The following is a 24,004-nucleotide window of genomic DNA, read 5'->3' on the forward strand; positions in this document are numbered from 1 at the left end:
CGCCGGTCAACGGGTCGTGCGGGGGCCGAAGTACGCGAGCGCGGCGCCCGCCACCAGGGCCACGCCCTGGGCCATCTGCTGCCAGAAGGTCGGCACGCTCAGCAGTGTCAGCCCGTTCTGCAGACATCCCAGGAACAGCACGCCGAGCAGCACCCCGAGAACCGAACCGGAGCCGCCGCTCAGCGCGACCCCGCCCAGCAGCACCGCCGTGAGCACGGTCAGCTCGAAGCCCGTGCCCGAGGTGCCCGCGACCACGCTGTCCAGCACGGACGCCTTGATCGCCCCGGCCAGCGCGGCGGCCGTACCCGTGACCACGAACAGCGCGAACGGCGTACGGCGCACGTCGATGCCGGAGAGATGGGCGGCCTCCCGGTTGACGCCGATCGCGAAGACATGGCGTCCGGTGGGGGTGTACGCGAGGAACAGCGCCCCGGCGACGAGGACGACGGCGGCGATGACCACGGGCGCCGCGATCCCGGCGATCCGGGCCCCGCCGAGCCAGGCGAAGCCGTCGCCGAAGCCGCTCAGCGGCAGCGGGAAGAGCTGCTGCGCCAGCCCGCGCACGGCCGCCAGCATGCCCAGCGTCACGATGAACGGGGACAGCCCCAGGTAGCAGCACAGCACCCCGTTCACGGCGCCGACCGCCGCGCCGACGGCCAGCGCGCCGAGGACGGCGACCACGGGGGACTGGGCCTGCTCACCCGCGAGCCAGCCCGCCGTCAGGGCGCCCAGCGCCAGCGTCGAGCCCACGGACAGGTCCAGATAGCCGCTGATGACCAGCAGCGCCAGCGGGACGGCGACGATCGCGAGGGCGGCGGCGTCGGTGGCGATGCCGCGCAGATTGCCGGGGTCGAGGAAGCTGCCGGTGGACAGCTGGAACACCAGCACCAGCAGGGTGAGGACGACGAGCAGGGGATTGCGCCGCACCGTCGCCAGGCCGTGCGCGGCCAGGGCGCGCGGGCCGGGGACGACGCGCTCGGCGGCGGTCACGGTGGTCATGCTGCTCCTTCGGGGGAGTGGGCGGACGGGGTGGAGTGGGCGCCGTCCGGGGTGGGTCGTGGGGGGCGCGCCGCCGGTTCCGCGTCGTGGACGGCGGCCAGCAGGGCCTCCTCGGTGAGGTCGGCGCCGGAGAGTTCGGCGATGATCCGGCCCCGGTCGACGACCAGACAGCGGTGGGCGAGGCCGGCCGCCTCCTCCGGGTCGCTGGAGGCGAACAGCACGGCCGTGCCGCGCTGTTCGGCGAGCGTGGACACCACGTCGTAGATCTCCTGGCGGGCGCCGACGTCGACGCCCTGGGTCGGCTCGTCCAGGAGCAGGAGGTCCACGGTCCTGGCCTCGTTGATCCAGCGGCCGAGCAGCAGCTTCTGCTGGTTGCCGCCGGAGAAGGCGGCGGCGGGCAGCCGCGGGCGCGCGGGCCGCAGCCCGACCGCCTCGGCGAGCGAGCCGAACACCCGCCGCTCCGCCCCGAGGGCCCGCACCCCGCGCCGGGCCAGTGTCCGCACACTCGGCAACAGCACGTTGTCCTGCGCGCTCAGGCCCGCGAACAGCCCCTGCGTGCGCCGGTCGGCCGGTACCAGCGCGATCCCGGCGGCGAGGGCGTCGGCGGGGCGGGCCGGTGAGACGGCCCGCTCCCCGACCCGGACGGTCCCCCCGACGGCACGCCGTCTGCCGAACAGCGTCTCCAGCACCCGCGTCCGCCCGGACCCGATGAGCCCGTACAGCCCCACGATCTCGCCCTCGGCGACGGTGAGATCGACGGGACCGAAGCCGGGACCGCGCAGCGCGCGCACGGTGAGGCGGGCGGGGCGGGGACGGGCGGAGGAGCGCGGAGCCGGACCGGCCGAGGCAGGCCGGAGCGCCGCCGGTACGGGGCGGGCCCCAGAGTTCCCGGGGCCGCCGGCCGCCTGGGGATCCGGTCGGCCGCCGCACGCGTCGCTGTGCGTGGCGGGGCGGAGGGCATCGTCGCGCGGGCCGCTCGGAGCGCCGGTTGCCGGGGCGGGCGTCCCGGAGGAGCCCCCCGCCGCCGTGCGGTCCGCGATCGGGCCCGCGTCGGTGGCGCGGGTGGTGGCGTCCGGGCCGGTCGCCACGCCGCCTGCCGGGTCCGCGGTCGGGGGGCTACCGGGGAGGGGCGCCGGACCGGCCTTCCGGCCGCCCGTGATCGCCTCCACCAGGTCCCGGCGGTGGTGGCCGCCCGCCGTCGAGTGGGCGGTGTGGTGGGTGACTCGGCCGTCACGCAGGACGGTCACCGCGTCCGCGAGGCGTTCGACCTCGGCGAGGAGATGGGTGACGTAGACGATGGCGAGGCCCTGCGTGCGGAGGTCCTCCACACGGGTGGCCAGGGCGTCGCTCTCGGTGCCGGAGAGGGCGGCCGTGGGCTCGTCGAGGACCAGGACCGAGGCGCTGCGGCTCAGGGCCTTGGCGATCTCGACCAACTGCTTCTGACCCATGGGCAGTTCACCCACCCGGTCGCGGGGCGAGCAGCTCGCGGCGACCCGGTCGAGGAGTTCGGCGGAGACCCTCTCCTGCGCCCGCCGGTCGATCCGGCCGTGGCGGGTCCACTCCTGGCCGAGGAAGATGTTCTCGGCCACGGTGAGGGAGTCCACGACGCTCAGCGTCTGGAAGATGATCGCCACCCCGGCCGCGATCGACGCGCGCGGGCTGAGCCGGGTGTACGGCACCCCGCCCACCTCGATCGTCCCCGCGTCCGGCGGGAACGCGCCCCCGAGGCACTTGATCAGCGTGGACTTCCCGGCGCCGTTGTGCCCGAGCAGGGCGTGGACCTGCCCGGCGGGCACCGTGAGGTCCACCCCGTCCAGGGCCCGCACACCCCCGAAGGACTTGCTGAGGGAGGTGATCCGCAGATTCGGCGGAGTCACCGCCCCGGTGTCGTTCATGTCGGCCATCGCGTCGCGCCCTACCCGTTCTGGGCGAGCAGCGCGTCGATCTCCGCCGTGTCACCGCGCTGGACCAGCTTGACCGGTACCTGGACGCTCGCGTCGGCCTTCCCGGCGGCGACCGCGAGGGGCACGTCGACGATGGCGTCGGAGATGTCCTTCGGGGCGAGGGCGGAGGAGGCGCGGTAGAACGTGCCCTGCTTGATGGCGAGCAGGGAGGGGGCCGAGCCGTCCTGGCCGCCGACGAAGGTCTTCTTGTCGCCGTTCTTCCGCCCGGCCTGCTGCAGGGCCTTGAAACCGCCGTACGCCGCCGCGTCCGTGATGCCGAGGATGATGTTCAGGTCGGGGTGCTTGGCGAGCAGGGCGTTGGACTTCGACAGGCCCGTGTCGGGGTCGATGGCCTGCTCCTGCGCCACCACGTCGACACCGGGCGCGAGCTTGGTGAACGCGTCGATCATGCCCTTGGTGCGCTCCCGGCCCAGCTCGATCGTGTTGTCGACCAGGAACGCGATCTTCCCCTTGCCGTTCAGCTCCTCCTCGGCCCACTTCGCGGCCGCCTCGCCGAGCAGCGTGCCGCTCTCGCGGAAGCTGAACTGGATGTCGGCGCTCTGGTTCTCCAGCGTCCCGCCGTACGTCACCCAGATCAGGCCCGCGTCCAGCGCCTTCTTGGCGATCGCCTCGGTGGCCTCGAAGACCATCGGGAACGACACGATCGCCGGCATCTTCTGCGTGATCCACGTGTTGAGGTTGCTGGCCTGGGTGTCGGGGTTGCTCGCGTCGTTCGTCGTCAGCAGCTTGACGTCGTGCTTCTTCGCGGCGGCCGTCGAGAGCTTCACCAGCGTGCTGTAGAGCGGGATCTGGGTGAAGGGGTAGTCGAGGCCGATCTGGGTCAGCTTCCGCGCCGACGGGGACGCGTCCGCCGCCTTCGCCGCACCGGAGCCGCTGTCCGGGGCGCTGCAGCCCGTGGCGGCCAGCCCGGTCGCGGTGAGCGCCCCGGCGGACCAGGTGAGGAACTGCCTGCGCGAGGCCGGGGTGACGGAAAGGGGGCGTCTGGTCATGGCGGGGTTCTCCAAGGGGACGGGGCCCGTCGGTGGCGGGCGTCCTGCTGTGCCGAACAGAAAAGACCCCGGCGCCCCGCCCCACCATCCGTACAAATACCGAGTGGGTACGACGGCGTGGCACAGCGGCACACGTCCGGCCGGCCGACAGCGGTGGGCGCCCACGTCACGGATCGGTGAACGCCTTGTCCCCCGCACCCCGCCGCCCTATCGTTAGGGTCCAAATGACCTGTCCGGTCTCGGGGCCGCCCCGGGAGGCTCACATGCTCACCCACCACCAGATGGCCGCCGCCGCCCGCATCGGCATGCTCACCCGGGAACGCGACACCGTCTCCGCCTGCGCCGAGGCCCTCCACGAACTCGGCCGCGCCCTGCCCCTGGACGCCGCCACCCTCCTGGAGATCGACCCCATCACCGGCACCTACGTCCAGGTCGCGGGCGTCGGCTACGACGCCGACGTCTCCGCCGCGCTGGCCGCCGAGTTCGTCTCCACCCCCTGGTACGCCAACGTCCTGCGCAGCGAGATCCCGCCCTCCATCTGCGAGGACGTCGAGGACCCCGGCGAGCGCTACCGGGACGGCTGGTTCTACGCCGAGCGCATGCGCCCGGCCGGCGTCCGGGACGCGGTCACGGGCGCCCTGCGCCACCACGGCCGCCTCGTCGGCCTGATCACCCTGTCCACGGCGACCCCCGACGCCTACGACACCGACACCCGCCGGCTGCTGGCCTCCCTCCTGCCCGCCCTGGGCGTCCTCGCCGACCCCACCGCCCACGCGGGCGCCCTCCCCGACCTGCCGGCGGAGGGCGGGGCGAGCCTGGTCGTCGCCGACGACACCCTCGAACTGCCCGGCCGCGCCCCGGCGGCCGTCCTGCGGGACCCCGAGTTCCGCTGCCTCCTGCACGCCTTCGCCGACTCGCACGGCACCCGGCTGCGCCTGCTCTGGCCCGTCGGCCCCGACTGGTACCGGGTCACCGTCCGCCGCCACACCCTCGGCACGGCCGTCGTACGCCGGGCGGTCCTCGTGCACGAGACGCCCGCGCCGCTGCCGTACGGGCTCAGCCCGCGCGAGCTGGAGGTGCTCACACGGGCGGCCACCGGCCAGACCAACCAGGCCATCGCCCAGGCGCTGTTCCTGTCCCCGCGCACCGTGCACACCCATGTCGAGCATCTGCTGCGCAAGACCGGCGCCGCCTCCCGCGCCGAGGCCACGGCCCTCGCCGTACGGGACGGACTGCTGCGGCCGACCGCCGCGGACGTCGAACGCTTCGTCGAGAGGGCGCCCGGGGACTGACCCGGCTTGAGTAGGGTCGACGGATGACCGCGACCGAGAACACGGCCGAAGGCCCGTCCGCCCCGGACGGCAGACCCTTCCTCTACGTCGTCGTCTGCGCGGCCGGGATCGCCGTCGACGTCAGCAAGCTGATCACCGCCGCGCAGGAGCGGGACTGGGAGGTCGGCGTCTTCGCGACCCCCGTCGCCATGGGCGGCTTCTTCGACACGGCGGCGGTCGAGGCACAGACCGGCCGGCCCATCCGTTCCGCCTGGCGGCGGCCGGGCGACCCCCGCCCCTTCCCGCCGCCGGACGCCGTCGTGGTCGCGCCCGCCACCTTCAACACCGTCAACAAGTGGGCCGCCGGACTGGCCGACACCCTCGTGGTCGGCACCCTGTGCGAGGCGAACGGCCTGGGGGTCCCCATCGCCGTCCTGCCCTGTGTCGCCGACGCCCTCGCCGCCCACCCGGCGTACCGCGCGAGCCTGGAGCGGCTGCGCGGCATGGGCGTGCGGTTCGGTGACCCGTACGCCGGGGAGGGCGAGGAGGGCGGCGGGCGCGCGGAGTTCCGGTGGGAACGGGCACTGGATCTGCTGGACGCGGACGGCGCGGCGGGGGCCGCCGTCACACGCTGAGTTCCGTGGCCGTCCCCCTCGGCAGCCAGCGGAACACGTCCCGTATCCCGGCCGGGGCTCCGGCCAGGGTCCGCTCGGCCGCCGTCCGCCCCTCGCGGAAGTGGCTCCACCCCTCGTAGTGGACCGGCACGACGGTACGGGGCCGCAGCAGCCGGCAGACCTCCACGGCCCCGGCGGCGGTCATCGTGTAGCGGAGCGGGCCGGTGACCGGGAAGCGGACACCGCCGAGGTGCAGCAGGGCGGTGCCCACGGTCAGGCGGCGGCCCACCTCCCGCACACCGTCGAAGACGACCGTGTCGCCGGAGATCCACAGCACTCCGTGCAGCTGACCCGGCCAGGAGAGGGCGAAGCCCGTTACCTCGCCGACGACCGGGCGGGACAGCGGCGGACCGTGCCGGGCGGGCGTGGCGGTCACCTCCACGGTGGTGCCGCCGGGCTCGGCCGAGGTCAGCTTCCAGGTGTCCCAGGGGCCCAACCCTCGCGCGTTGCCGCCGAGCCGCCGGGCCCCGGCCGGGGTGGTGAGCACGGTCCCCGCACCGGGCAGCAGGGCGCGCCCGGCGTCGTCGAGGTTGTCGCCGTGGTGGTCGTGGGTGAGCAGCACCGCGTCCACCGGGGGCAGTTCGGCCGCCGGGAACGCGGGCCCGGCGGTCTTGCGGGACGACGTGCCCCAGCCGAAGGCGTAGCGGCGGCCCGGCGGGTCGAACGTCGGATCGGTCAGCAGCCGCAGACCGCCGATCTCGATCAGGGTGGTCGGGCCGCCGATGTGCGTGACGCGGACGCCGGTCATACGGGATCCCCTCCGGAAAAGGGCCCGGGGCGGCCGTGATCAACGGCCGCCCCGGGCACGGGAGTTCAGCGCGCGTGCGCGACCGCCCAGTCCAGGGCCTCGTCCGCGACCGCCTCCCAGCCGGGGGCGGCGGGTAGCAGATGCGGCATACCGGGGTACTCCTTGACCTCGGTGACCGTGTGCGCCTTGTAGTGCTTGGCGTTGGACTGCTGCACCTTGGGCGGCATCAGATGGTCCTTCTCGCCCGAGACGAACAGCAGCGGCGGCCGGTCCTCGTTGTGGTAGTTCACATAGGTGCTCTGATGGCCGGGGCGCAGGGTGGCCAGGGCGCTGTCCCAGAAGATGCTGCCGGACGCCGGGATCGCGTACCGCTCGTACAGCGCCCTCGACTCCTCCTCCGGGAAGGTGTTGGTGAAGGCGTAGTGCCACTGCTCGAAGGTCAGACCGACCGCGCGATGCCGGTTGGCCGGGTTCTTCAGCACCGGGAACGCCGACTTGATCTGCGTCAGCGGGAGCACGGCGACACCCTCGGTGGGCGCCGAGTTGATCGCCACGCCCGCCGCGCCGAGGGCCCGGTCCAGGAGGAGCTGGACGAAGACACCGCCCGCGGAGTGCCCGATGAGGACCGGCGGCCTGTCGAGGCCCTGGACGAGGGCCACCAGGCTGTCGACGATCTGCGGGACCGTCACCTTCTCGATCGGCGTGGTGTCGGCGTTCAGCGACTCGACCTCCACCTCGAAGCCCGGGTAGGCCGGCGCGAGGACCCGGTAACCGCGCTTCTCGTAGTGGGCGATCCAGTGCTCCCAGCTCCGGGGAGTCACCCAGAATCCGTGGATCAGGACGATCGTGTCGGGACTGCTCATCGTTTTCCTTCCAGGAACCGCGGGCGAGGTGACAGGGTGCCGGGGCGTGCGGGGCCTCGGGGTGAACAGGCCGTGCGGGCTCAGGAGTTGAGGAACTCCAGCAGATCCGCGCCGAGTTGCTCCTTGTGCGTGTCCGTGATGCCGTGCGGGGCACCCGGATAGACCTTCAGCGTCGCGTTCTTGATGCGGGCCGCCGAGGCCTTGCCGCCCACCTCGAACGGCACCACCTGGTCGTCGTCGCCGTGGATCACCAGCGCGGGCACGTCGACGGCGTCGAGATCGGCGCGGAAGTCCGTCGCGGAGAACGCCGCGACGCATTCGTAGGCGTTCCGGTGCCCGGACTGCAGGCTCTGCAGCCAGAACGAGTCCCGTACGCCCTGCGACACATCGGCGCCGGGCCGGTTGTTCCCGAAGAACGGGCCGTCGGCGAGGTCCCGGTACAGCTGCGACCGGTCGGCCAGCGACCCGGCGCGGATCGAGTCGAACACCTCGACGGGTACTCCGCCGGGGTTGTCGTCGGTCCTCAGCATGAACGGCGGTACGGCGGAGACCAGCACCAGCTGCGCCACGCGCCCGGTGCCGTGCCTGCCGATGTAGCGGGCCACCTCGCCGCCGCCCATGGAGAACCCGACGAGCGTGACGTCCCTGAGGTCGAGGGTGTCGATCAGGGTGGCCAGGTCGTCGGCGTAGGTGTTCATCTCGTTGCCGTGCCAGGTCTGGGTGGAACGGCCGTGGCCGCGCCGGTCGTGCGCGACGACCCGGAACCCGTGCGTGGCCAGGAACAGCTGCTGGGCCTCCCAGCTGTCGGAGTTCAGGGGCCAGCCGTGGCTCAGCACGACCGGGCGGCCCTGACCCCAGTCCTTGTAGAAGATCTGAGCCCCGTCGGCTGCGGTGACGTACGGCATGGGGTGCTCTCCCGTCTGCGGGCGTGTCCGACCTGTGCATTCTCCGGCGGCCCGGACCGGCCCCGCATCCTGTGGAACGCGTAGTCGTGACCGGGCGGGTCACAGTTCCGGGACCCGCGACAGCTGTCGGCGCGAGGTGACGTCGAGCTTCCGGAAGACCTTCCGCAGGTGGTAGTCGACCGTGCTGGCGCTGATGAACAGCCGGGCCGCGATCTCGGCGTTGGTCGCGCCCTCCCTGGCGAGCCGGGCGATCGTCAGCTCCTGCGGGGTGAGCGCGGCGCCCGTCCCCGCAGGACCCCGCCGCGGATGCTCACCGGTCGCCGCCAGCTCCTGCGCGGCGCGGGTCGCGTACCCCCTGGCCCGCATGGTGTCGAACATCGCCAGCGCCGTCCGCAGCTGCTCCCGGGCGTCCCTGCGGCGCTTGCGGCGGCGCAGCCACTCGCCGTACAGCAGATGGGCCACGGCCAGGTCGGCGCGGGCGCCGCTGCCCGACAGCAGCGCGATCGCCTCGCGGTACAGCGGGTCGGCGTCGCCCGTGGGCGCGAGCAGGGCCCGGCAGCGCGCCAGCAGCCCGAGCGCCCACGCGGTGCCGGTCGCCGTCGCCCGGGACTCCAGGGTCCGCAGGGCCGTCGTGGCGAGCACCCGGTCGCCGCAGCGGACGGCGGCCTCGACCAGGTGGGGCAGGATCCGCGAGTGGTAGGCGAACACGTCGTGGCCGGTCAGCTCCTGGGTGATCGTGCGGGCCCGCGCGTAGTCGCCGGCGCCGAGCGCGAGGACGGCCGTGCCGATGCGGGCGATGGACTCCACCACGCCGCTGCCCAGCCACGTGCCGGCCTCCATCGAGCCGCGCAGGACCGTCTCCAGATCGTCGGTGTCCGCGTGCCAGGCGAGCAGTTCGGGGTGCCGGTAGAGGGCCCAGGTGTCGTCGGTGGCGCCGATCGCGGCCCGTATCTGGTTGCCCTGGGCGTGCAGTTCGTCCGCGCGGGCCAGTTCGCCGAGGTTGGTCTCGTGCATCACCGAGCAGTAGAGGGCGGTGTCCAGCTGCGGCAGGGCACCGGTGTCACGGGCGATGTCGGCGGCCCGGCGCGTGACCGCGCGCTGTGTCTCCTCGTCCCACAGCATCATCGTGAGCGTGACGGTGGGCACAAGGGCACGGAGCACGTCCTCGTCCGGCGTCCGGGGATCCAGCAGCATCGCGTGGGCCCGCCGCATATGGGGCACGCCCTGCTCGTAGCCGTCGGTGACGAGGACGGCGAAGGCGCGCAGCACCAGGTCGACACCGGTCGCGGGCGCCGAGCGGGGCAACAGGTCGTCCACGGCACGCGCGATGTCGGCGACGGTCGCGTCCCGCATCAGATGCTCGGCGGTGATCGCGCCCTGGATCGCCCGCAGCAACGCCTCCCGGGCCAGATCCGGAGCGCCTTCGGCCAATGCCCGGGCGGCGCGCAGACACAGCGCGGGCGCCATCGCGAACGCGCCCGCGTCACCGAGCAGCGCCACCGCGTAGGAACGCACCAGCAGGGTCCGGCCCCGGCCGACGTCACCCAGGAGTGCGACATCGACGGTGTCCAGCAGCGACTCCGCCTGGAGCGGCGCCCCCGCCGACAGCGCGGCTTCCGCCGCGGCCAGCAGCCGCTCCGCCCGCGCCGCACCGCCGGGGGTCAGCTCGGCGGCCCGGCCCAGGAAGGTGGCGCGGGCCGCGTAGCCGCCGCGGGCGCCCGCCCGGTCGGCCGACCGCTCCACCTCGGCGGCCACCTCCTCGTCCGGGCCGAGGGCCGCCGCCGCGAGATGCCAGGCCCTGCGGTCGGAGTCGGCGGGCCGGTCCGTCGCCTCGGCCAGCGCCCGGTGGGCCCGGCGCCGCTCCACGCTGGTGGCACCGCCGTACACCGCCGACCGCACCAGCGGATGCCGGAACCCGACGGCCGTACGCAGCACCACCAGGCCCGCCGCCTCGGCCGGACCCGAGTCCTCGGGGCCGATCCCGAGCAGCCGGGCCGCGCTGGTGACGTACCCGAGGTCGCCGCCGGGCGCGGCCGCCGCCAGCAGCAGCCAGGTCTGCGCCGCCCCCGGCAGCTCGCGCACCCGCCGCACATAGTGCGCCTCCAGCCGGCTCCCCACGGGCAGGGGCTCGGGCAGGGCGAGCGAGCCGGAGAGCTGGTCGGCGGTCAGCTCCTGGCCCAGATCGGCCAGGGCGAGGGGGTTCCCGGCGGTCGCGGCCACGATCCGCGCGCCCACCCGGGCGTCCAGCGGCCCGGTGACGGCCTCCCGCAGCAGTTCCAGGGCGAACGGCTCCTCGAGACCGCCGACCTCGGTGACCGGCAGCCCCGCGGGCGCCTCGAACCCGGTCCGGGCCGCGAACAGCAGCCCGACGCCCTCGGCGTGCACCCGCCGCCCCACGAAGGCGAGAACGCCCAGCGACTCCTCGTCCAGCCACTGCGCGTCGTCGACACAGGCCAGCACCGGCCGTCGTTTCGCGGCCTCCGCGAGCAGCGTCAGGGTCGCGAGCCCCACCAGGAACCGGTCGGCGGGCGGCCCGTCGGCCAGCCCGCACGCCACCCGGAGCGCCTCGTGCTGCGACGCCGGCAGCGCACCGGGTTCCTTCAGCCCGTCCAAAAACGGTACGAGCAGCCGCTGCAGCGCGGCGAACGGGAACCCCGACTCCGACTCCACGCCCGCCACCCGTAACACCCGCAGATCGGCGGCCTCCCGGCCCGCGTGCTCCAGCAGCACGGTCTTGCCGATGCCGGCGTCGCCGCGCAGCAGCACGACCCCGCTCAGGCCCTGCCGCACCTCCGCCACCAGCCGTTCGAGCCGTTCCCGTTCCCCGACCCGCCCCTTGAGAACCACGACGACGCCCTTCGACCGGGGCCTGCTGTGGAGGCCGTATGCGGTTTTGGTGAAGCTCCCTCATTCAATCAGCGCGCGGCCCGCCGTACCCGGGCATCGGGCGAGCACGGGACGCGGTGATCCGGCCGTGACGGACGAGGCGCCGTTCAACCGAACGGTTGAACGGATCGGCGGCCTTCGAGCGACGCGCGGCGGGCCCCGCCGATCACAGACTTACCGTGCCGCCGCAGCGGCACCGCCCGACGAGTCAGCCCCGAAAGGACCTTCCCCCACATGGCCAGCAGCTTCAGCAGGCGACGCATCCTCACCACCGGGGCGGGCGCCGCGCTCGGCGGCCTCGCCGCGACCGGCGCCGCGCAGGCCGCCACGGCCCGGACCGCCACCGCGTCGGCGTCGAACTCCCGTACCGCGACAGGTGGTTCGGAGGAGACCCGCTCCCTCGACGAGCTGTACCGCGACGCGGTCGCCGAGGGCGGCAGGCTCGTCATCTACGCGGGCGGCGACACCGCCACCCAGCAGGACTTCACGGCCCAGGCGTTCCGCACGCGCTTCCCGGACATCGACCTGACGATGGTCGTGGACTACAGCAAGTACCACGACGTCCGCGTCGACAACCAGCTCGCGACCGGCACCCTCGTCCCGGACGTCGTCCAGCTCCAGACGCTCCAGGACTTCACCCGCTGGAAGAGTCAGGGCAGGCTGCTGCCCTACAAGCCCGCCGGCTTCTCCAAGCTGTACAAGGACTTCCGCGACCCGCAGGGCGCCTGGACGGCCGTCCAGGTCATCGCCTTCAGCTACATGTACGGCGTCGACGCCGTCGCCGGGAACGCGCCGAAGTCGCCGAGGGAGCTGACCGACCCGCGCTGGAAGGGCGCCATCGCCTCGTCCTACCCGCACGACGACGACGCGGTGCTCTACCTGTACTCCCTCTACCAGGAGGCCTACGGCTGGGACTGGATCGCCGAGTTCGCCGCCCAGCAGCCGCAGTTCAACCGCGGTTCGCACACCCCGGGCGTCGCGGTCAACGGCAGGCAGAAGGCCATCGGTGTCGGCGGCTCCGGCTCGCTCACCGCCCCCGCCACCGCCGCGACCCGCTTCGCCGTGGCCGACGGCCACCCGTTCATGGCCTGGGGCCAGCGCGCCGCGATCCTCAAGAAGGCCGCGAACCCCACAGCGGGCAAGCTGTACCTCAACTGGGCGCTGTCCACCGAACGCCAGCAGGGCTCCTTCAACGGCTGGTCCGTCCGCACGGACGTCACCCCCGCCGGCGGCCTGAAGCCCGTCTGGACCTACCGCAACGCCCACCTCGACGGCTTCCCCCGCTTCATGGAGGACCGCGCCCAGGTCGAGCGGTGGAAGCAGACCTTCGCCCTCTACTTCGGCGAGGTCAAGGGCGACCCGACGCCGGGCGTCCTGGGCCTGCACCCCGGGCGGTGACACCCCGCCGGGCGTGACACCCCGCCGGCGTGACGCTCCACCGGCGGGCACGGCGCACAAGGCGGACGCGGGCGCGACGGGCGGGCACGGCTGGGCACTTGGCAGGTGCGGCGCGCTCCTTTACCTCGATCAGACGTGTCCCTGTCTACACTCGGCTGGCCCCGCCAGCCCCGTGCCCGTCCGGACCGTCGCAGAGGGAATCGCCGCCGTGCCCGCCATCGCCGCCCCCGCCTTCGTACGCCGAGGTTCGCTGCCGCTCCGGCACCTGCCCGACCTGGTGTTCCTGACCGTGGCCGTCGGCGGGGTGCTCCGCCTCGTCGACGTCAACTCCACGCTGTGCTGGGAACTGGTCCCCCTCATCACCCTGCTGTCGGGCGGATACGTCGCCGGACTCGCCCTCTGGGACCGGCTCGGGAGCCGGGGCAGGCCCCTGTGGCTCGGCTCCCTGCTGACCCTGTGGTGCTGGATCTCCTGGGGGATGCCCGCCCCCGTCGCCACCGCCTACACCTGGCTGGCCCTCCCGCTGGCCATCCTCGCCCTGCGCATGTTCACCGCCCGTACGGCGGTCGCCGCCGTCGGCGTGATCACCGTGCTCCTCGTCGTGGTGATCGCCCGGACCGCCGCGCCCCTCCATCCCGAACTGGTCGTCCCGCCCGCCGCCGCGCTCTGGGCCACCGTCGCCCTCTACCGCGCCCAGCAGCGAATCCTCGGCGAACTCCGCCGCACCCGGGCCGAGTTGGCGCGCGGCCAGCGCGAGGCCGGCCGGCTCGCCGAGCGCGCCCGGATCGCCCGCGACCTGCACGACACGCTCGCCCAGGAACTCGCCGGCAGCCGGATGCTCCTCCAGGCCGCCGACCGCGACTGGGACCGCCGCCCCGACCTCGCCAGGACCCAGGTCCGCACGGTCGTGGACGCGCTCGGCGCCAACCTCGCCGAGACCCGCACCATCATCGGCGACCTCACCCCGCCCGCCCTGGAGCACGACGACCTCACCACCGCGCTCCGCACCCTCTGCGCCCGCGACACGGCCGCGTCCTCGCGGGTGCTGTTCCGCGCCGAGGGCGAGCCGGGCGACCTGCCCCGCGACCGGGCCGCCGCCCTGCTCCGCGTCGCCCAGGGCCTGCTGGCCAACGCCCGCGAGCACGGCCGCGCCCGGCACGTCTGGGTCACCCTCGACCACCACGACGGCACGACCGTCTCCGTCGAGGTACGGGACGACGGCGTGGGCTTCGACGCGGCCCGGGCCGCCGCCCGGCGGGGCGACCGCGGCCTCGGCCTGAGCGCCGGCCGGGAGCGCCTGGACGCCCTCGGCGGCTCGCTCACCGTCCGCAGCACACCCGGCCGGGGCACCCTGGCCCGCGCGACTCTCCCCGTGGACACCCTCGCCCTGGCCGGTCCGGCGGCCGGCCGGTGAACGACCCGCACACCCGCCCGCTGCGCGTCCTGGTCGTGGACGACCACATGGTCGTACGCGCCGGACTGCGCGCCCTGCTCACCGGCGAACCCGGCTTCGACGTCGTCGGCGAGACCGGCGACGGCGAGGAGGCCGTCCGCCTCGCCGCGCGGCTGCGCCCGGACGTCGTGCTGATGGACCTCCGGCTGACCGACGACACCGCGCCCGGCACCCGGGTGGGCGGCCTCGAAGCGACCCGGCGGATCACCGCCGAGGCCCCGGGCAGCCGGGTCGTCGTCCTCACCGGCTCCGGCACCCAGGGCGATGTCGTACGGGCGATGGAGGCGGGCGCCCGCGGCTACGTCCTCAAGGCGGGACCGCCCGAGGAACTGTTCCGCGCGGTGCGTGCCGCGGCGGCCGGCGGCATGGGGCTCGCCCCCGAGGCCGCCGGACACCTCGCCGGTCATCTGGCCGATCCGGGCAACGCCCTGACCGGCCGCGAGATCGAGGTCGTACGGCTGGTGGCGCTCGGCCACAGCAACCGGTCCATCGCCGCCGCCCTCTTCCTCACCGAGGCCACGATCAAGACCCACCTGGTCCGCGTCTACCGCAAGCTCGGCACCGAGAACCGGGCGGCCACGGTGTCCGAGGCGCTGCGGCGGGGGCTGCTCGAACTGAGCTGAGCCGAGCGGACGGCGGGCCGGGGCCGGACAGGGCTCAGTGGGCTCCCGTCGGCTCGAACTCGGTGCCGCAGGGGCCCGCCCCCTCGCTCTCCGCCAGGGCCACCGGGGCGCCGCTCATCGTCAGCGTCTCGTAGTAGCGGCCGATGCGTTCCGTGGAGCGGCCCACATAGTGGCCGATGAAGGAGCGGCGGAACCGGTCGGCGGTGCGGTTGGGCTGGGAGCCGTGCACCAGGCTGCCGTTGAAGAACAGGACGTCGCCCGGCTCCATGTCGACGGGTACGGCGGTCAGTCCGGGCGGCGGCGGGACGTACTCACGGACGAACGACACCTCCTCGTCCGCCTCCTCCGGGCAGAACAGATCCATGCGGTGCGTCCCCGGCACGACCTCCAGGCCGCCGTTGTCCCGGTCGATCACATCGCAGGCGATCCACGCCGCCACGCACGTCCCCGGCTCGACCCGCAGATAGAAGTTGTCCTGGTGCAGCGCCTGCCCCCGGGCGCCCGGCGGCTTGAAGTAGAACATGCTCTGCGCGGCCAGCACCTCCTCCCCGAGCAGCCCTTCGAGGACCTCCCGCAGCCGGGCGTCGAGGAGCACCCGCAGCGAGAGCCCGTCGATACGGTGCGGGTGCATCACCCGGGGGAAGACATGCAGCGGGTCGGCCGGTTCGCCCGCCGCCGCGGGCCGGGGCTGGAAGTGCCCCGGGACGGGCCCGCCCGCCTGAAGGGCCGCGAACCGGCCGCACAGCTCCTCGATCTCGGCGGGCGGGAACAACCCCCGCACCACCAGGAACCCGTTCTCCTCGAACGTCTCCCGGAACTCGGCCCTGGCCGACACCCGCTCCTCCGCCTTGCCCGTGACTGCCATCCGCGCGTCCCTTCTCACCGTGGTCCGATGTACTCCACGCTAGGTGCGAGCGCCCTTGGGGAGGATGCCTGTGCATGCTGACGACCTGCCTGTGACTGCTGACCCCGAGGACCCTTCGCCACCGCCCGGCCAGGTGATCGTGGGCCGCTTCGACCAGCGCCCGCCGTACGCCGTGCACCGGCCGCGCGGCGCGGACAGCTGGCTGTTCACCTGGACCACGGGCGGCGGGGGACTGCTGCGGCAGGGCGCCGCGCGGGCGACGGCCGGCCCCGGCGAACTGGTGGTCCTCGGCCCGGGGGTGCCGCAGCACTACACGGTCGGGCCCGGCGCCGGGCACTGGGCGTTCTGGTGGGCGCACTGCCAGACCCGGCCCTCCTGGACGTCCTGGCTGCGCCCGTACGACACCGGTGACGGTCTGTACGCCGTGCCGCCGGCCCCCGACGGCATCCGCGTACGCGTGGCCGCGGCCTTCCACCGGATGCTCGCCGACGCCCGCTGGACCGGCGAGGGCACCCCGCCGGCACCCGGTGCGACCGTCTCGGGCGACGAGGTCGCCGTGGCCCACGGCACGGCCGCCCGTGAACTCGCGCTCTGCTCCCTGGAGGAGGTCGTGCTGCTCACCGCCGCCCGCTCCGAGCCGCGCCGCTCGGGGGTGGACCCGAGGATCCGCCGGGCCGGGGACCTCGTCGCCGCCGACCCCGGCGCCCCGCACACCGTCCGCTCCCTCGCCGAGCACGTGGCCCTCTCCCCGTCCCGCTTCGCGCACCTCTTCACCGAGCAGCTCGGCCACTCCCCGATGCGCGCCCTCCACCAGGCCCGTCTCCACCACGCCGCCCGCCTCCTGGAGGCCACCGACCTGCCCGTGGAACGCGTGGCCGCCGCCTCCGGCTTCACCAGCCCGTTCCACTTCAGCCGGGTGTTCCGGCAGCGGTACGGGGTGCCGCCGGGGGAGTACCGCAGGGGGCTGCGGGACGACGGCTGACCGGTCACCGCCCGGCCGGCGGCCCGCTCAGCCCCCGAGGACGAGCAGCGACAGCCACAGCGCCACCACCGACGACACCAGCGCCGCCGGCACGGTCAGGAGGCCGAGGCGGGTGAACTCGCCGAGGTCGACGTCGTGTTCGTGGTGGTGGACGATGCGGCGCCACAGGAGGGTGGCCAGGGAGCCGGCGTAGGTGAGGTTCGGGCCGATGTTGACGCCGAGGAGGACGGCGAGGACGGCGCCGGTGCCGAGCGGGGCGGCCAGCGGGACGAGGACGAGGACCGCGGGCAGGTTGTTGATGATGTTGGACAGGAGCGCGGCGAGGGCGGCGACGGCGAGGAGGGCGAGCAGGCCGGTGCCGGAGGGCATCACCCGGCCGAGCGCGTCGGCGAGGCCGTTGTCGACCACCGCGCGCACCACGACGCCCAGCGCCAGCACGAACGCGAGGAAGGGCAGCGAGACGGAGTGGAACAGGGCGACCGGGCTCGTGGTGCGGCGGACGAGGGCCCGGACCGCGAGGACCAGGGCCCCGGCCAGCGCCGCCCAGACGGGCTCGATCCCGAGCGCGGACGTCAGCACGAACCCGGCGAGCGTGCACACGACCGTGACCAGCGCGAACATCGGCAGCTCGGGGGTCTCGGCCGCCTCCTTCGGCGCGGGTGCCCCGGCGGCCAGATCGGCCGCGAAGAACCGGCGGAACACCAGGTACTCGGCGGCCACGGCCACCGCCCACGGCGCCGCCATCAGCAGCGCGAACCGGGTGAAGGTCAGCCCGCTCGCGGTGAACGCCAGCAGGTTGGTGAGGTTGGAGACGGGCAGCAGCAGCGAGGCCGTGTTCGACAGATGCGCGGTGGCGTACAGATGCGGCTTGGGGCGGGCGCCCAGCCGGGCCACCGTCGCGAACACCACCGGGGTGAGCAGCACCACCGTCGCGTCCAGGCTGAGGACCGCCGTGATGCCGGAGGCCAGCGCGAACGTCGAGCCCAGCAGCCGCCGCGGGCTGCCCGCCGAGGCCCGCGCCATCCACGCCCCGCACGCCTGGAAGAGCCCCTCGTCGTCGCAGAGCTTGGCCAGCACCAGCACGGCGGCGAGGAACCCGAGCACCGGGCCCAGCAGCTCGGCCTCGGCACGGGCGTGCTCCCAGGAGACGGCACCGGCGGCGACGGCGATACCGGCCGCGGGTACGGCGACCACCGCCTCCGGCAGCCCGAACGGGCGGACGACCGCGCAGCCGAGGACGACGATGAGCAGGACGACGGAGAGGAGCTCGGCGAGGGCGGTGTTCACGGCAGGGCTTTCGGGGCGTTCGCAGGGATGTTCGCGGGGCGCGCTCGGCGGCGCGCGGAGACGTGGAGCACCCTATAGTCGCCCACCGACGCACGACGAACGCGTGTACGGCCCTAGGGTGAGGCCCTTCTCACGTCCCTCTTACTCCCGCTCGCCGCGCCCCTCCTCGCCTCTCCTCACTCCTCGGAGAGAGTCAGCTCCGCCCAGATCGTCTTGCCGTCCTCGGTGTGCCGGCTGCCCCACCGCTGGGTCAGCTGGGCCACCAGCAGCAGTCCGCGACCGCCCTCGTCGAAGGTCTTGGCGCGGCGCAGATGCGGGGCGGTGCCGCTGCCGTCGGACACTTCGCAGATCAGGGTGGTGTCGTCGTGGATCAGCCGCAGCTGGATCGGCGGGACGCCGTGCCGGATCGAGTTGGTGACCAGCTCGCTCACCACCAGCTCCGCCGTGAACGCCGACTCGCTGATGCCCCAGAGCGCCATCTGCGTCAGCACGTACTGCCGGGTCCGGGCCACGAACGCCGGGTCGGCGGGGATCGACCAGGTCGCGACCCGCTCCGCCCTGAGACCCCGGGTGCGGGCCAGCAGCAGCGCCACGTCGTCGGGGGCGCCGTTCGCCGGCAGCAGGGACTGGACGACGTCCTCGCAGATGTCGTCCAGTGAGCCCTTGCGGCCGGACAGCGCCTCGGCCAGCAGTTCCTGACCGGCGTCGATGTCACGGTCCCGGGTCTCGATCAGCCCGTCGGTGTAGAGGGCGATCACCGTGCCCTCGGGCAGTTCGAGTTCGGCGGACTCGAAGGGCAGTCCGCCGAGGCCCAGGGGCTGTCCCGACGGGACTTCGACCTCCATGGGCCGTCCGTCCGGGTCCAGCACCACCGGCGGCGGATGCCCGGCCCGGGCGAAGGTGCAGCGGCGGGTCACCGGGTCGTAGACGGCGTACAGACAGGTGGCGCCCACCTCGCCGGTCACGCCCTCGCTGCCGGCCTCCGCCGACAGCCGTACGACGAGGTCGTCGAGGTGGGTGAGCAGTTCGTCGGGGGCGAGATCCACGTCGGCGAGGGTACGGACGGCGGTCCGCAGCCGGCCCATGGTGGCGGAGGCCTGGACACCGTGCCCGACGACGTCGCCGACGACCATGGCGACCCGCATCCCGGAGAGCGGGATCACGTCGAACCAGTCGCCGCCGACCCCGGCCTGTGCCGCCGGGAGATAGCGGGAGGCCGCCTCCAGGGCGGGCATCCGGGGGAGGGTCTGCGGGAGGAGGCTGCGCTGCAGGGCGAGGGCGGTCTCGCGTTCGCGGGAGTAGCGGCGGGCGTTGTCGATACAGACGGCGGCGCGGGCCGTCACCTCCTCCGCGAGCAGCTCGTCGTCGGCGGTGTACGGGTCGGTGCGCTTGAAACGGGTCAGGACGGCCACCCCGAGCGTGGTGCCGCGCGCCCGGATCGGCACCGACATCGTGGTGTGGATGCCCAGCTCCTTCACCCGACGGCTGCGTATCGGGTCCCAGGCGAGCCAGTCCACCAGGGTGTTGGCCGGGTCCGTGGCCACGATGGTGTGCCCGACCGTCAGCGACGCCGCCTGCGGGGAGGTGGCCGGGTAGACGTCGGTGCGGCCCACCTCGACGACCGCCTCGGGGCAGCCGGGGGTGACCGACTGGTGGGCGGCGCGGCGCAGCGTGAAGGGCGGGGAGAGCGGGCCCTCGTGCGGTTCGTCGCCGTGGTCGAGGGACTGCATGAGGTCGACGCTGACGAAGTCGGCGAGGACCGGGACGCACACATCGGCCAGCTCCTGGGCGGTGCGCCGGACGTCGAGGGTGGTGCCGATGCGGATGCTCGCCTCGTTCACCAGCTGCAGCCGCTGCCGCGCGAGGTACTGCTCGGTGATGTCGTGCCCGGTGACACAGACCCCGATCGGCACCCCCGAGTCGTCCAGGACCGGGGCGATCGCGGCCGACCAGGCGTGCGCCCGGTCCTCGTCGGCGGCCCGCAGGAAGGTCTGGACGTCCCTGCGCCGGCCCAGGGCGAGCACCTCGCGCAGATGCTGCTCCAGCTTCTCGCCCTGACGGCCGCCCAGGATCTCGGACATGTGCAGGCCCCGGAGGTTGTCCTCGGGCATGCCCACGGCGTCCGCCATCACGTCGTTGATGCCGCGCAGCCGCAGCCGGTCGTCGAAGACGGCCATCGCGCACGGCGACTGGACCATGACGGCCGCCGCGAGCGGGTCGTCCCGCACCAGCGGGCCGGGATCGTCCAGCGGACACAGAACCAGCCAGCTGCCGCCGCCGTCGTTGTCCTTCATCCCGCGGTGGTGGGCGAGCAGCCACGCCGTCACCGTACGACCGTCGCGGTGACGCAGCGCGAGCGTGCCGCTCCAGCTGCGGCTGCCCGGCGGGGGCGGCACGAAGACGCCCCCCGGGGCCAGCAGCCCCTCGGCGGGGCGACCCACGACCTCCGCGGCGGGCCAGCCCAGCAGCCGGCTCGCGCCCTCGTTCCACTCGACGATCGTGCCGTCGCCGTCCATGGCCGCCCGCGCCGTGGCGGCACCGTCCAGGGCATACGCAGGGGCATCACCGTGCGTTACCTTGCGGCTCCTCATCGTCGCGAGTTCCATTCCGCCGGACCGAACGGGCTTACGGGTGAATTCCAGCCTATGCGCTCCGCCGGTAAAGCGGACGGGAAACCGTATGCCTGCGTGATTTACCGCACCCGTGTTCGCCGAGCGGCGGGAGGGGCTCTTGACGCCCCTGGGGAGGATCGTCAGATTCTGTTTGGTCACGATCACTTGTGATGGCTTGTGGGGCCCAGGGTCGTGACAGGCCCGACGGCTCCTCGGCTCCCGGAACGTCCCCCCGCACGTTCGACGAAGGGAACACCATGACCGTCACCCGCAGATCCTTACTCGTCGCGGGCACCTCCGCCCCGCTGGTGGGAGCGCTGGCGGGCACCGCGGCCGGCGCGCCCCGGGCCCACGCCTCGTCCACCGGCCGGACCCTCCCCCTCCGGGACGGCTGGCGCTTCGCCCTCGTCGACCCGGGCGGCATCACCGACCCGACCGGCGAGTACGCCGGCGCCGCCGACCCCGGATACGACGACTCCGCCTGGCGGCGGGTCGCCGTCCCCCACGACTGGTCCATCGAACTGGCGCCCACCACCCAGCACGGCACCACCAGCGGCACCGGCTTCTTCCCCGGCGGCCTCGGCTGGTACCGCACCACCTTCACCCTGCCGCCCGCCCTCGCCGGCAAGCGGATCTCCGTCGAGTTCGACGGCGTCTACATGGACTCCCACGTCCACTGCAACGGCACCGAGGTCGGCCGCCACCCCTACGGCTACACCGGCTTCGCCTTCGACCTCACCGATCTGCTGCACACCGACGGCACCACCGCGAACGTCATCGCCGTCAAGGTCCAGAACCGCCTGCCCAGCAGCCGCTGGTACTCCGGCAGCGGCATCTACCGCGAGGCCCGCCTCGTCGTCACCGACCCGGTGCACGTGGCCCGCTGGGGCACCCGGGTCACCACGCCCGACATCACCGAGGAGCGGGCCCTGGTCCGTGTGGAGACCTCCGTCGTGAACGCCTCCGGGACCGGGGCGGACGTCGAGATCGTCTCGCGGATCACCGACGCCCGGGGCCGCACGGTCGCCCGTACGTCCGCCACGGTCGCCGTCGCCGACACGGCCACCGGGACCCAGGAACTGACCGTCCGCGAACCGAGGCTGTGGGACTTCGCGGACCCGCACCGCTACACCCTCACCACCGAACTGCGCGTCGGCGGCAGAACCACCGACACCCACCGCACCCCCTTCGGCATCCGCACCTTCCGCTTCGACCCCGACGAGGGCTTCCACCTCAACGGCACCTATCACAAGATCAAGGGCGTCGACCTCCACCACGACCTGGGCGCGCTCGGCGCCGCCGTCAGCGCCGACGCGATCCGCCGGCAGATGACGATCATGAAGTCGATGGGCGTCAACGCCTTCCGCACCTCCCACAACCCGCCCTCCCCGGAGATGATCGAGGTCTGCGAGGACCTGGGCATCGTGATGACGGTCGAGGCCTTCGACTGCTGGAAGAGCCCCAAGACCCGCTACGACTACGGCCGTTTCTTCGACGAGTGGGCCGACCGCGACGTCACCGAGATGGTGCTCGCCGCCCGCAACTCGCCCGCTGTCCTCATGTGGTCGATCGGCAACGAGGTCTCGGAGTTCACCTCCACCGCCGGCCTCGCCATGGCGGACCGTCTGATCGCCGCCGTGAAGGCCTCCGACGACACCCGCCCCGTCGTCATCGGCTCCCACCGCCACCGCAGCGTCCCCGCCCCCGGCACCCCCGGCGACCTGATCCTCGCCAAACTCGACGGCCTCGGCCTCAACTACAACACCGCCAAGTCGGTGGACGCCCTGCACGCCCGCTACCCGCACCTGTTCCTCTTCGAGTCCGAGTCGTCCTCGGAGACCTCCACCCGAGGCGTCTACCAGGAGCCCGAGCGCCTCAACACCGGCGAGAACCACACCCCCGGGAAACGAGGCGTCTCCTCCTACGACAACAACCTCGCCTCCTGGACCATGAGCGGCGAGTACGGCCACAAGAAGGACCGCGACCGGAAGTGGTTCGCCGGGCAGTTCCTGTGGTCCGGCATCGACTACATCGGCGAGCCCACGCCGTACGACGTCTTCCCGGTGAAGGCGTCCTTCTTCGGCGCGGTCGACACGGCGGGCTTCCCGAAGGACATGTACCACCTCTTCCGGAGCCAGTGGACCGACCGGCCCATGGTCCATCTGCTGCCGATGACCTGGAACCACACCGAGGGCGACACGGTCGAGGTGTGGGCGTACTCCAATGTCGACACCGTGGAGCTGTTCCTCGACGGAAGGTCCCTCGGGACACGGCGGTTCGACGAGAAGAAGACCGTCGACGGACGCCCCTACCTGGAGACCACCGAGGCCACCGGCGACGACAAGACCTTCACCGACGGCCCGTACCCCGGCAGCTACACCAGCCCCGACGGAAGCGCGGGCAAGCTCCACCTCACCTGGAAAGTGCCCTACGCGCCCGGCGAGTTGAAGGCGGTGGCACGGCGGAACGGCAAGGCCGTCGCCACCGACGTCCTGCGCACCGCGGGCAGGCCGCACGCCGTGCGTCTGACCGCCGACCGCGGGTCCGTGGCCGCGGACGGGCGGTCGCTCGCCTTCGTCACCGCCGAGATCGTCGACGCCCGGGGCGTGGTGGTGCCCGACGCCGAGCATCTGATCACCTTCGACGTACGGGGCGGCTCCCTCGCCGGGCTCGACAACGGCCGGGAGGAGAGCGCCGAGCGCTACCAGGCCAGCACCCGCACCGCCTTCGGCGGCAGGGCGCTCGCGATCGTCCGGGCCGGGACCGAGCCCGGGTCGGTGAAGGTGACGGCGCGGGTGGAGGGTCTGCGGGCCGGGAAGGCGAGGGTCCGGGCCACATGGGCGCGCGACAGGTCGTCCGTACCCGCCGCCGAGTTCGCGCCCGAGCACCCGGCCGCCGTCGCCCTCCCGCACGCCGACGCCGGTTACTCCGGCCGCCCCGACACCCTCCCCGCCGCCATGCTGGACGGCGATCCCGCCACCGGCTGGTCCAACGCCTTCCTCAAGGCGGCCACCGCCCTGCTGCCGGCGTTCGGCGGGGCCCGGGCCGAGGACTGGGTGTCGGTCGACTGGGGGAGGCCCGGGACGGTCGACCGGGTCGAGGTCTCCTTCACCGTCGACGCCGGGCACACCCTGCCCGCGGCGGTCGCGGTCGAGGTGTGGGACGGCAGACGGTACGTCCCGGTCGTGGGGGCGAAGACCGACTGGGCCACCGCCTCGGACGCCCCGACGGCGATCACCTTCGCCCCGGTGCGCGGCAGCCGGGTCCGGCTCACCCTGACCAGCCGCCATCCGGGCGAGGCGCGCGGCGCGGTGCGGATCAGCAGGCTGGACGTGCTCGCGGTCTGAGCCGCCCGGCACACGCGGGAAGGCGTCCCTGCGGTGCGCCACTTCGGTCCGGACGGGACGGCGGCGGGCCGCCGGACAGGACGGCGGACGGGAAACCAGTCCTGTCCGGACCGTTGACGATCTGTCATGTCTCTAACA

At 73.7% G+C, this 24,004-nt stretch carries 17 protein-coding genes; 7 read left to right on the plus strand and 10 right to left on the minus strand.

What is annotated here, in order from left to right; all coding sequences use genetic code 11:
* Positions 1 to 6: 6 nt before the first annotated feature.
* The 3 genes from J8M51_RS29040 to J8M51_RS29050 are packed head-to-tail and all read right to left on the minus strand — an operon-like array spanning position 7 to position 3,952.
* Positions 7 to 999 (minus strand): ABC transporter permease, encoded by a 993-nt coding sequence (locus tag J8M51_RS29040; protein ID WP_086764922.1) that lies wholly within the window; start codon positions 997 to 999, stop codon positions 7 to 9.
* Entirely contained in the window at positions 996 to 2,903 is a 1,908-nt protein-coding gene (locus J8M51_RS29045; protein ID WP_267299569.1) for a sugar ABC transporter ATP-binding protein, read from the minus strand. Before J8M51_RS29045 ends, J8M51_RS29040 begins: the two co-directional genes overlap by 4 nt.
* An 11-nt stretch (positions 2,904 to 2,914) precedes the next feature.
* Complete coding sequence (locus J8M51_RS29050; protein WP_179203029.1) at positions 2,915 to 3,952, minus strand: sugar ABC transporter substrate-binding protein; 1,038 nt, start codon at positions 3,950 to 3,952, stop codon at positions 2,915 to 2,917.
* A gap of 263 nt (positions 3,953 to 4,215) precedes the next feature.
* On the opposite strand from J8M51_RS29050, the gene J8M51_RS29055 reads away from it, so the two are divergent.
* On the plus strand, positions 4,216 to 5,244 hold the full coding sequence (locus J8M51_RS29055) for a helix-turn-helix transcriptional regulator (protein WP_086755048.1): 1,029 nt from the start codon (positions 4,216 to 4,218) through the stop codon (positions 5,242 to 5,244).
* Between the two features lie 23 nt (positions 5,245 to 5,267).
* The gene (locus J8M51_RS29060; RefSeq protein WP_086755047.1) at positions 5,268 to 5,858 is read left to right on the plus strand and encodes a flavoprotein; all 591 of its coding nucleotides are present in this window, start codon (positions 5,268 to 5,270) and stop codon (positions 5,856 to 5,858) included.
* Here the strand turns inward: J8M51_RS29060 and J8M51_RS29065 are convergent.
* The 4 genes from J8M51_RS29065 to J8M51_RS29080 all read right to left on the minus strand — a co-directional run bounded on the left by J8M51_RS29065 (position 5,848) and on the right by J8M51_RS29080 (position 11,260).
* A complete protein-coding gene (locus J8M51_RS29065) occupies positions 5,848 to 6,645 on the minus strand; it encodes an MBL fold metallo-hydrolase (protein ID WP_086755046.1) in 798 nt (265 codons plus the stop codon). The two genes, J8M51_RS29060 and J8M51_RS29065, sit on opposite strands and share 11 nt — an antisense overlap.
* A 65-nt stretch (positions 6,646 to 6,710) precedes the next feature.
* The gene (locus J8M51_RS29070) at positions 6,711 to 7,508 is read right to left on the minus strand and encodes an alpha/beta hydrolase (protein WP_216588338.1); all 798 of its coding nucleotides are present in this window, start codon (positions 7,506 to 7,508) and stop codon (positions 6,711 to 6,713) included.
* Positions 7,509 to 7,588: 80 nt separating this feature from the next.
* Positions 7,589 to 8,413 (minus strand): alpha/beta fold hydrolase, encoded by an 825-nt coding sequence (locus J8M51_RS29075; protein WP_086759268.1) that lies wholly within the window; start codon positions 8,411 to 8,413, stop codon positions 7,589 to 7,591.
* A 99-nt stretch (positions 8,414 to 8,512) separates the two neighbouring features.
* Positions 8,513 to 11,260 carry a helix-turn-helix transcriptional regulator gene (locus tag J8M51_RS29080; RefSeq protein ID WP_086759266.1) on the minus strand — a complete coding sequence of 916 codons (2,748 nt, stop codon included), beginning with the start codon at positions 11,258 to 11,260 and terminating at the stop codon, positions 8,513 to 8,515.
* Between the two features lie 273 nt (positions 11,261 to 11,533).
* Here J8M51_RS29080 and J8M51_RS29085 point away from each other — a divergent pair, with 273 nt between their 5' ends.
* From J8M51_RS29085 to J8M51_RS29095, 3 genes are all read left to right on the plus strand, one after another.
* Positions 11,534 to 12,697 (plus strand): ABC transporter substrate-binding protein, encoded by a 1,164-nt coding sequence (locus J8M51_RS29085; RefSeq protein WP_086759264.1) that lies wholly within the window; start codon positions 11,534 to 11,536, stop codon positions 12,695 to 12,697.
* 208 nt (positions 12,698 to 12,905) lie between these two features.
* Positions 12,906 to 14,111 (plus strand): sensor histidine kinase, encoded by a 1,206-nt coding sequence (locus J8M51_RS29090; protein WP_256965600.1) that lies wholly within the window; start codon positions 12,906 to 12,908, stop codon positions 14,109 to 14,111.
* Positions 14,108 to 14,773 carry a response regulator transcription factor gene (locus J8M51_RS29095; protein ID WP_264761019.1) on the plus strand — a complete coding sequence of 222 codons (666 nt, stop codon included), beginning with the start codon at positions 14,108 to 14,110 and terminating at the stop codon, positions 14,771 to 14,773. The genes J8M51_RS29090 and J8M51_RS29095 overlap by 4 nt, the downstream gene beginning before the upstream one ends.
* 34 nt (positions 14,774 to 14,807) lie before the next feature.
* On the opposite strand, the gene J8M51_RS29100 is transcribed toward J8M51_RS29095, so the two are convergent.
* Positions 14,808 to 15,638, minus strand: coding sequence for a phytanoyl-CoA dioxygenase family protein (locus J8M51_RS29100; RefSeq protein WP_086759260.1), 831 nt, complete (start codon positions 15,636 to 15,638; stop codon positions 14,808 to 14,810).
* Positions 15,639 to 15,702: 64 nt separating this feature from the next.
* Here J8M51_RS29100 and J8M51_RS29105 point away from each other — a divergent pair, with 64 nt between their 5' ends.
* Positions 15,703 to 16,620: a helix-turn-helix domain-containing protein gene (locus tag J8M51_RS29105; RefSeq protein ID WP_086759258.1), complete on the plus strand. Its 918-nt coding sequence runs from the start codon at positions 15,703 to 15,705 to the stop codon at positions 16,618 to 16,620.
* A 27-nt stretch (positions 16,621 to 16,647) separates the two neighbouring features.
* Here the strand turns inward: J8M51_RS29105 and J8M51_RS29110 are convergent, their stop codons facing one another.
* Complete coding sequence (locus J8M51_RS29110) at positions 16,648 to 17,907, minus strand: SLC13 family permease (protein WP_086759255.1); 1,260 nt, start codon at positions 17,905 to 17,907, stop codon at positions 16,648 to 16,650.
* A 176-nt stretch (positions 17,908 to 18,083) separates the two neighbouring features.
* Positions 18,084 to 20,498 carry a SpoIIE family protein phosphatase gene (locus J8M51_RS29115; RefSeq protein ID WP_107473785.1) on the minus strand — a complete coding sequence of 805 codons (2,415 nt, stop codon included), beginning with the start codon at positions 20,496 to 20,498 and terminating at the stop codon, positions 18,084 to 18,086.
* A 278-nt stretch (positions 20,499 to 20,776) separates the two neighbouring features.
* Between J8M51_RS29115 and J8M51_RS29120 the strand changes: the two genes are divergently transcribed.
* Positions 20,777 to 23,866 (plus strand): glycoside hydrolase family 2 TIM barrel-domain containing protein, encoded by a 3,090-nt coding sequence (locus tag J8M51_RS29120; protein WP_267299570.1) that lies wholly within the window; start codon positions 20,777 to 20,779, stop codon positions 23,864 to 23,866.
* The last annotated feature ends 138 nt before the right edge of the window (positions 23,867 to 24,004 follow it).

Source organism: Streptomyces griseiscabiei (genome assembly GCF_020010925.1).
GTDB lineage: Bacteria > Actinomycetota > Actinomycetes > Streptomycetales > Streptomycetaceae > Streptomyces > Streptomyces griseiscabiei.

Excerpts from the sequence above, each read along its gene's own strand:
- J8M51_RS29040 (WP_086764922.1), bottom strand. The coding sequence starts at position 999 with ATGACCACCGTGACCGCCGCCGAGCGCGTCGTCCCCGGCCCGCGCGCC.
- J8M51_RS29045 (WP_267299569.1), bottom strand. The coding sequence starts at position 2,903 with ATGGCCGACATGAACGACACCGGGGCGGTGACTCCGCCGAATCTGCGG.
- J8M51_RS29050 (WP_179203029.1), bottom strand. The coding sequence starts at position 3,952 with ATGACCAGACGCCCCCTTTCCGTCACCCCGGCCTCGCGCAGGCAGTTC.
- J8M51_RS29055 (WP_086755048.1), top strand. The coding sequence starts at position 4,216 with ATGCTCACCCACCACCAGATGGCCGCCGCCGCCCGCATCGGCATGCTC.
- J8M51_RS29060 (WP_086755047.1), top strand. The coding sequence starts at position 5,268 with ATGACCGCGACCGAGAACACGGCCGAAGGCCCGTCCGCCCCGGACGGC.
- J8M51_RS29065 (WP_086755046.1), bottom strand. The coding sequence starts at position 6,645 with ATGACCGGCGTCCGCGTCACGCACATCGGCGGCCCGACCACCCTGATC.
- J8M51_RS29070 (WP_216588338.1), bottom strand. The coding sequence starts at position 7,508 with ATGAGCAGTCCCGACACGATCGTCCTGATCCACGGATTCTGGGTGACT.
- J8M51_RS29075 (WP_086759268.1), bottom strand. The coding sequence starts at position 8,413 with ATGCCGTACGTCACCGCAGCCGACGGGGCTCAGATCTTCTACAAGGAC.
- J8M51_RS29085 (WP_086759264.1), top strand. The coding sequence starts at position 11,534 with ATGGCCAGCAGCTTCAGCAGGCGACGCATCCTCACCACCGGGGCGGGC.
- J8M51_RS29100 (WP_086759260.1), bottom strand. The coding sequence starts at position 15,638 with ATGGCAGTCACGGGCAAGGCGGAGGAGCGGGTGTCGGCCAGGGCCGAG.
- J8M51_RS29105 (WP_086759258.1), top strand. The coding sequence starts at position 15,703 with ATGCCTGTGCATGCTGACGACCTGCCTGTGACTGCTGACCCCGAGGAC.
- J8M51_RS29115 (WP_107473785.1), bottom strand. The coding sequence starts at position 20,498 with ATGAGGAGCCGCAAGGTAACGCACGGTGATGCCCCTGCGTATGCCCTG.
- J8M51_RS29120 (WP_267299570.1), top strand. The coding sequence starts at position 20,777 with ATGACCGTCACCCGCAGATCCTTACTCGTCGCGGGCACCTCCGCCCCG.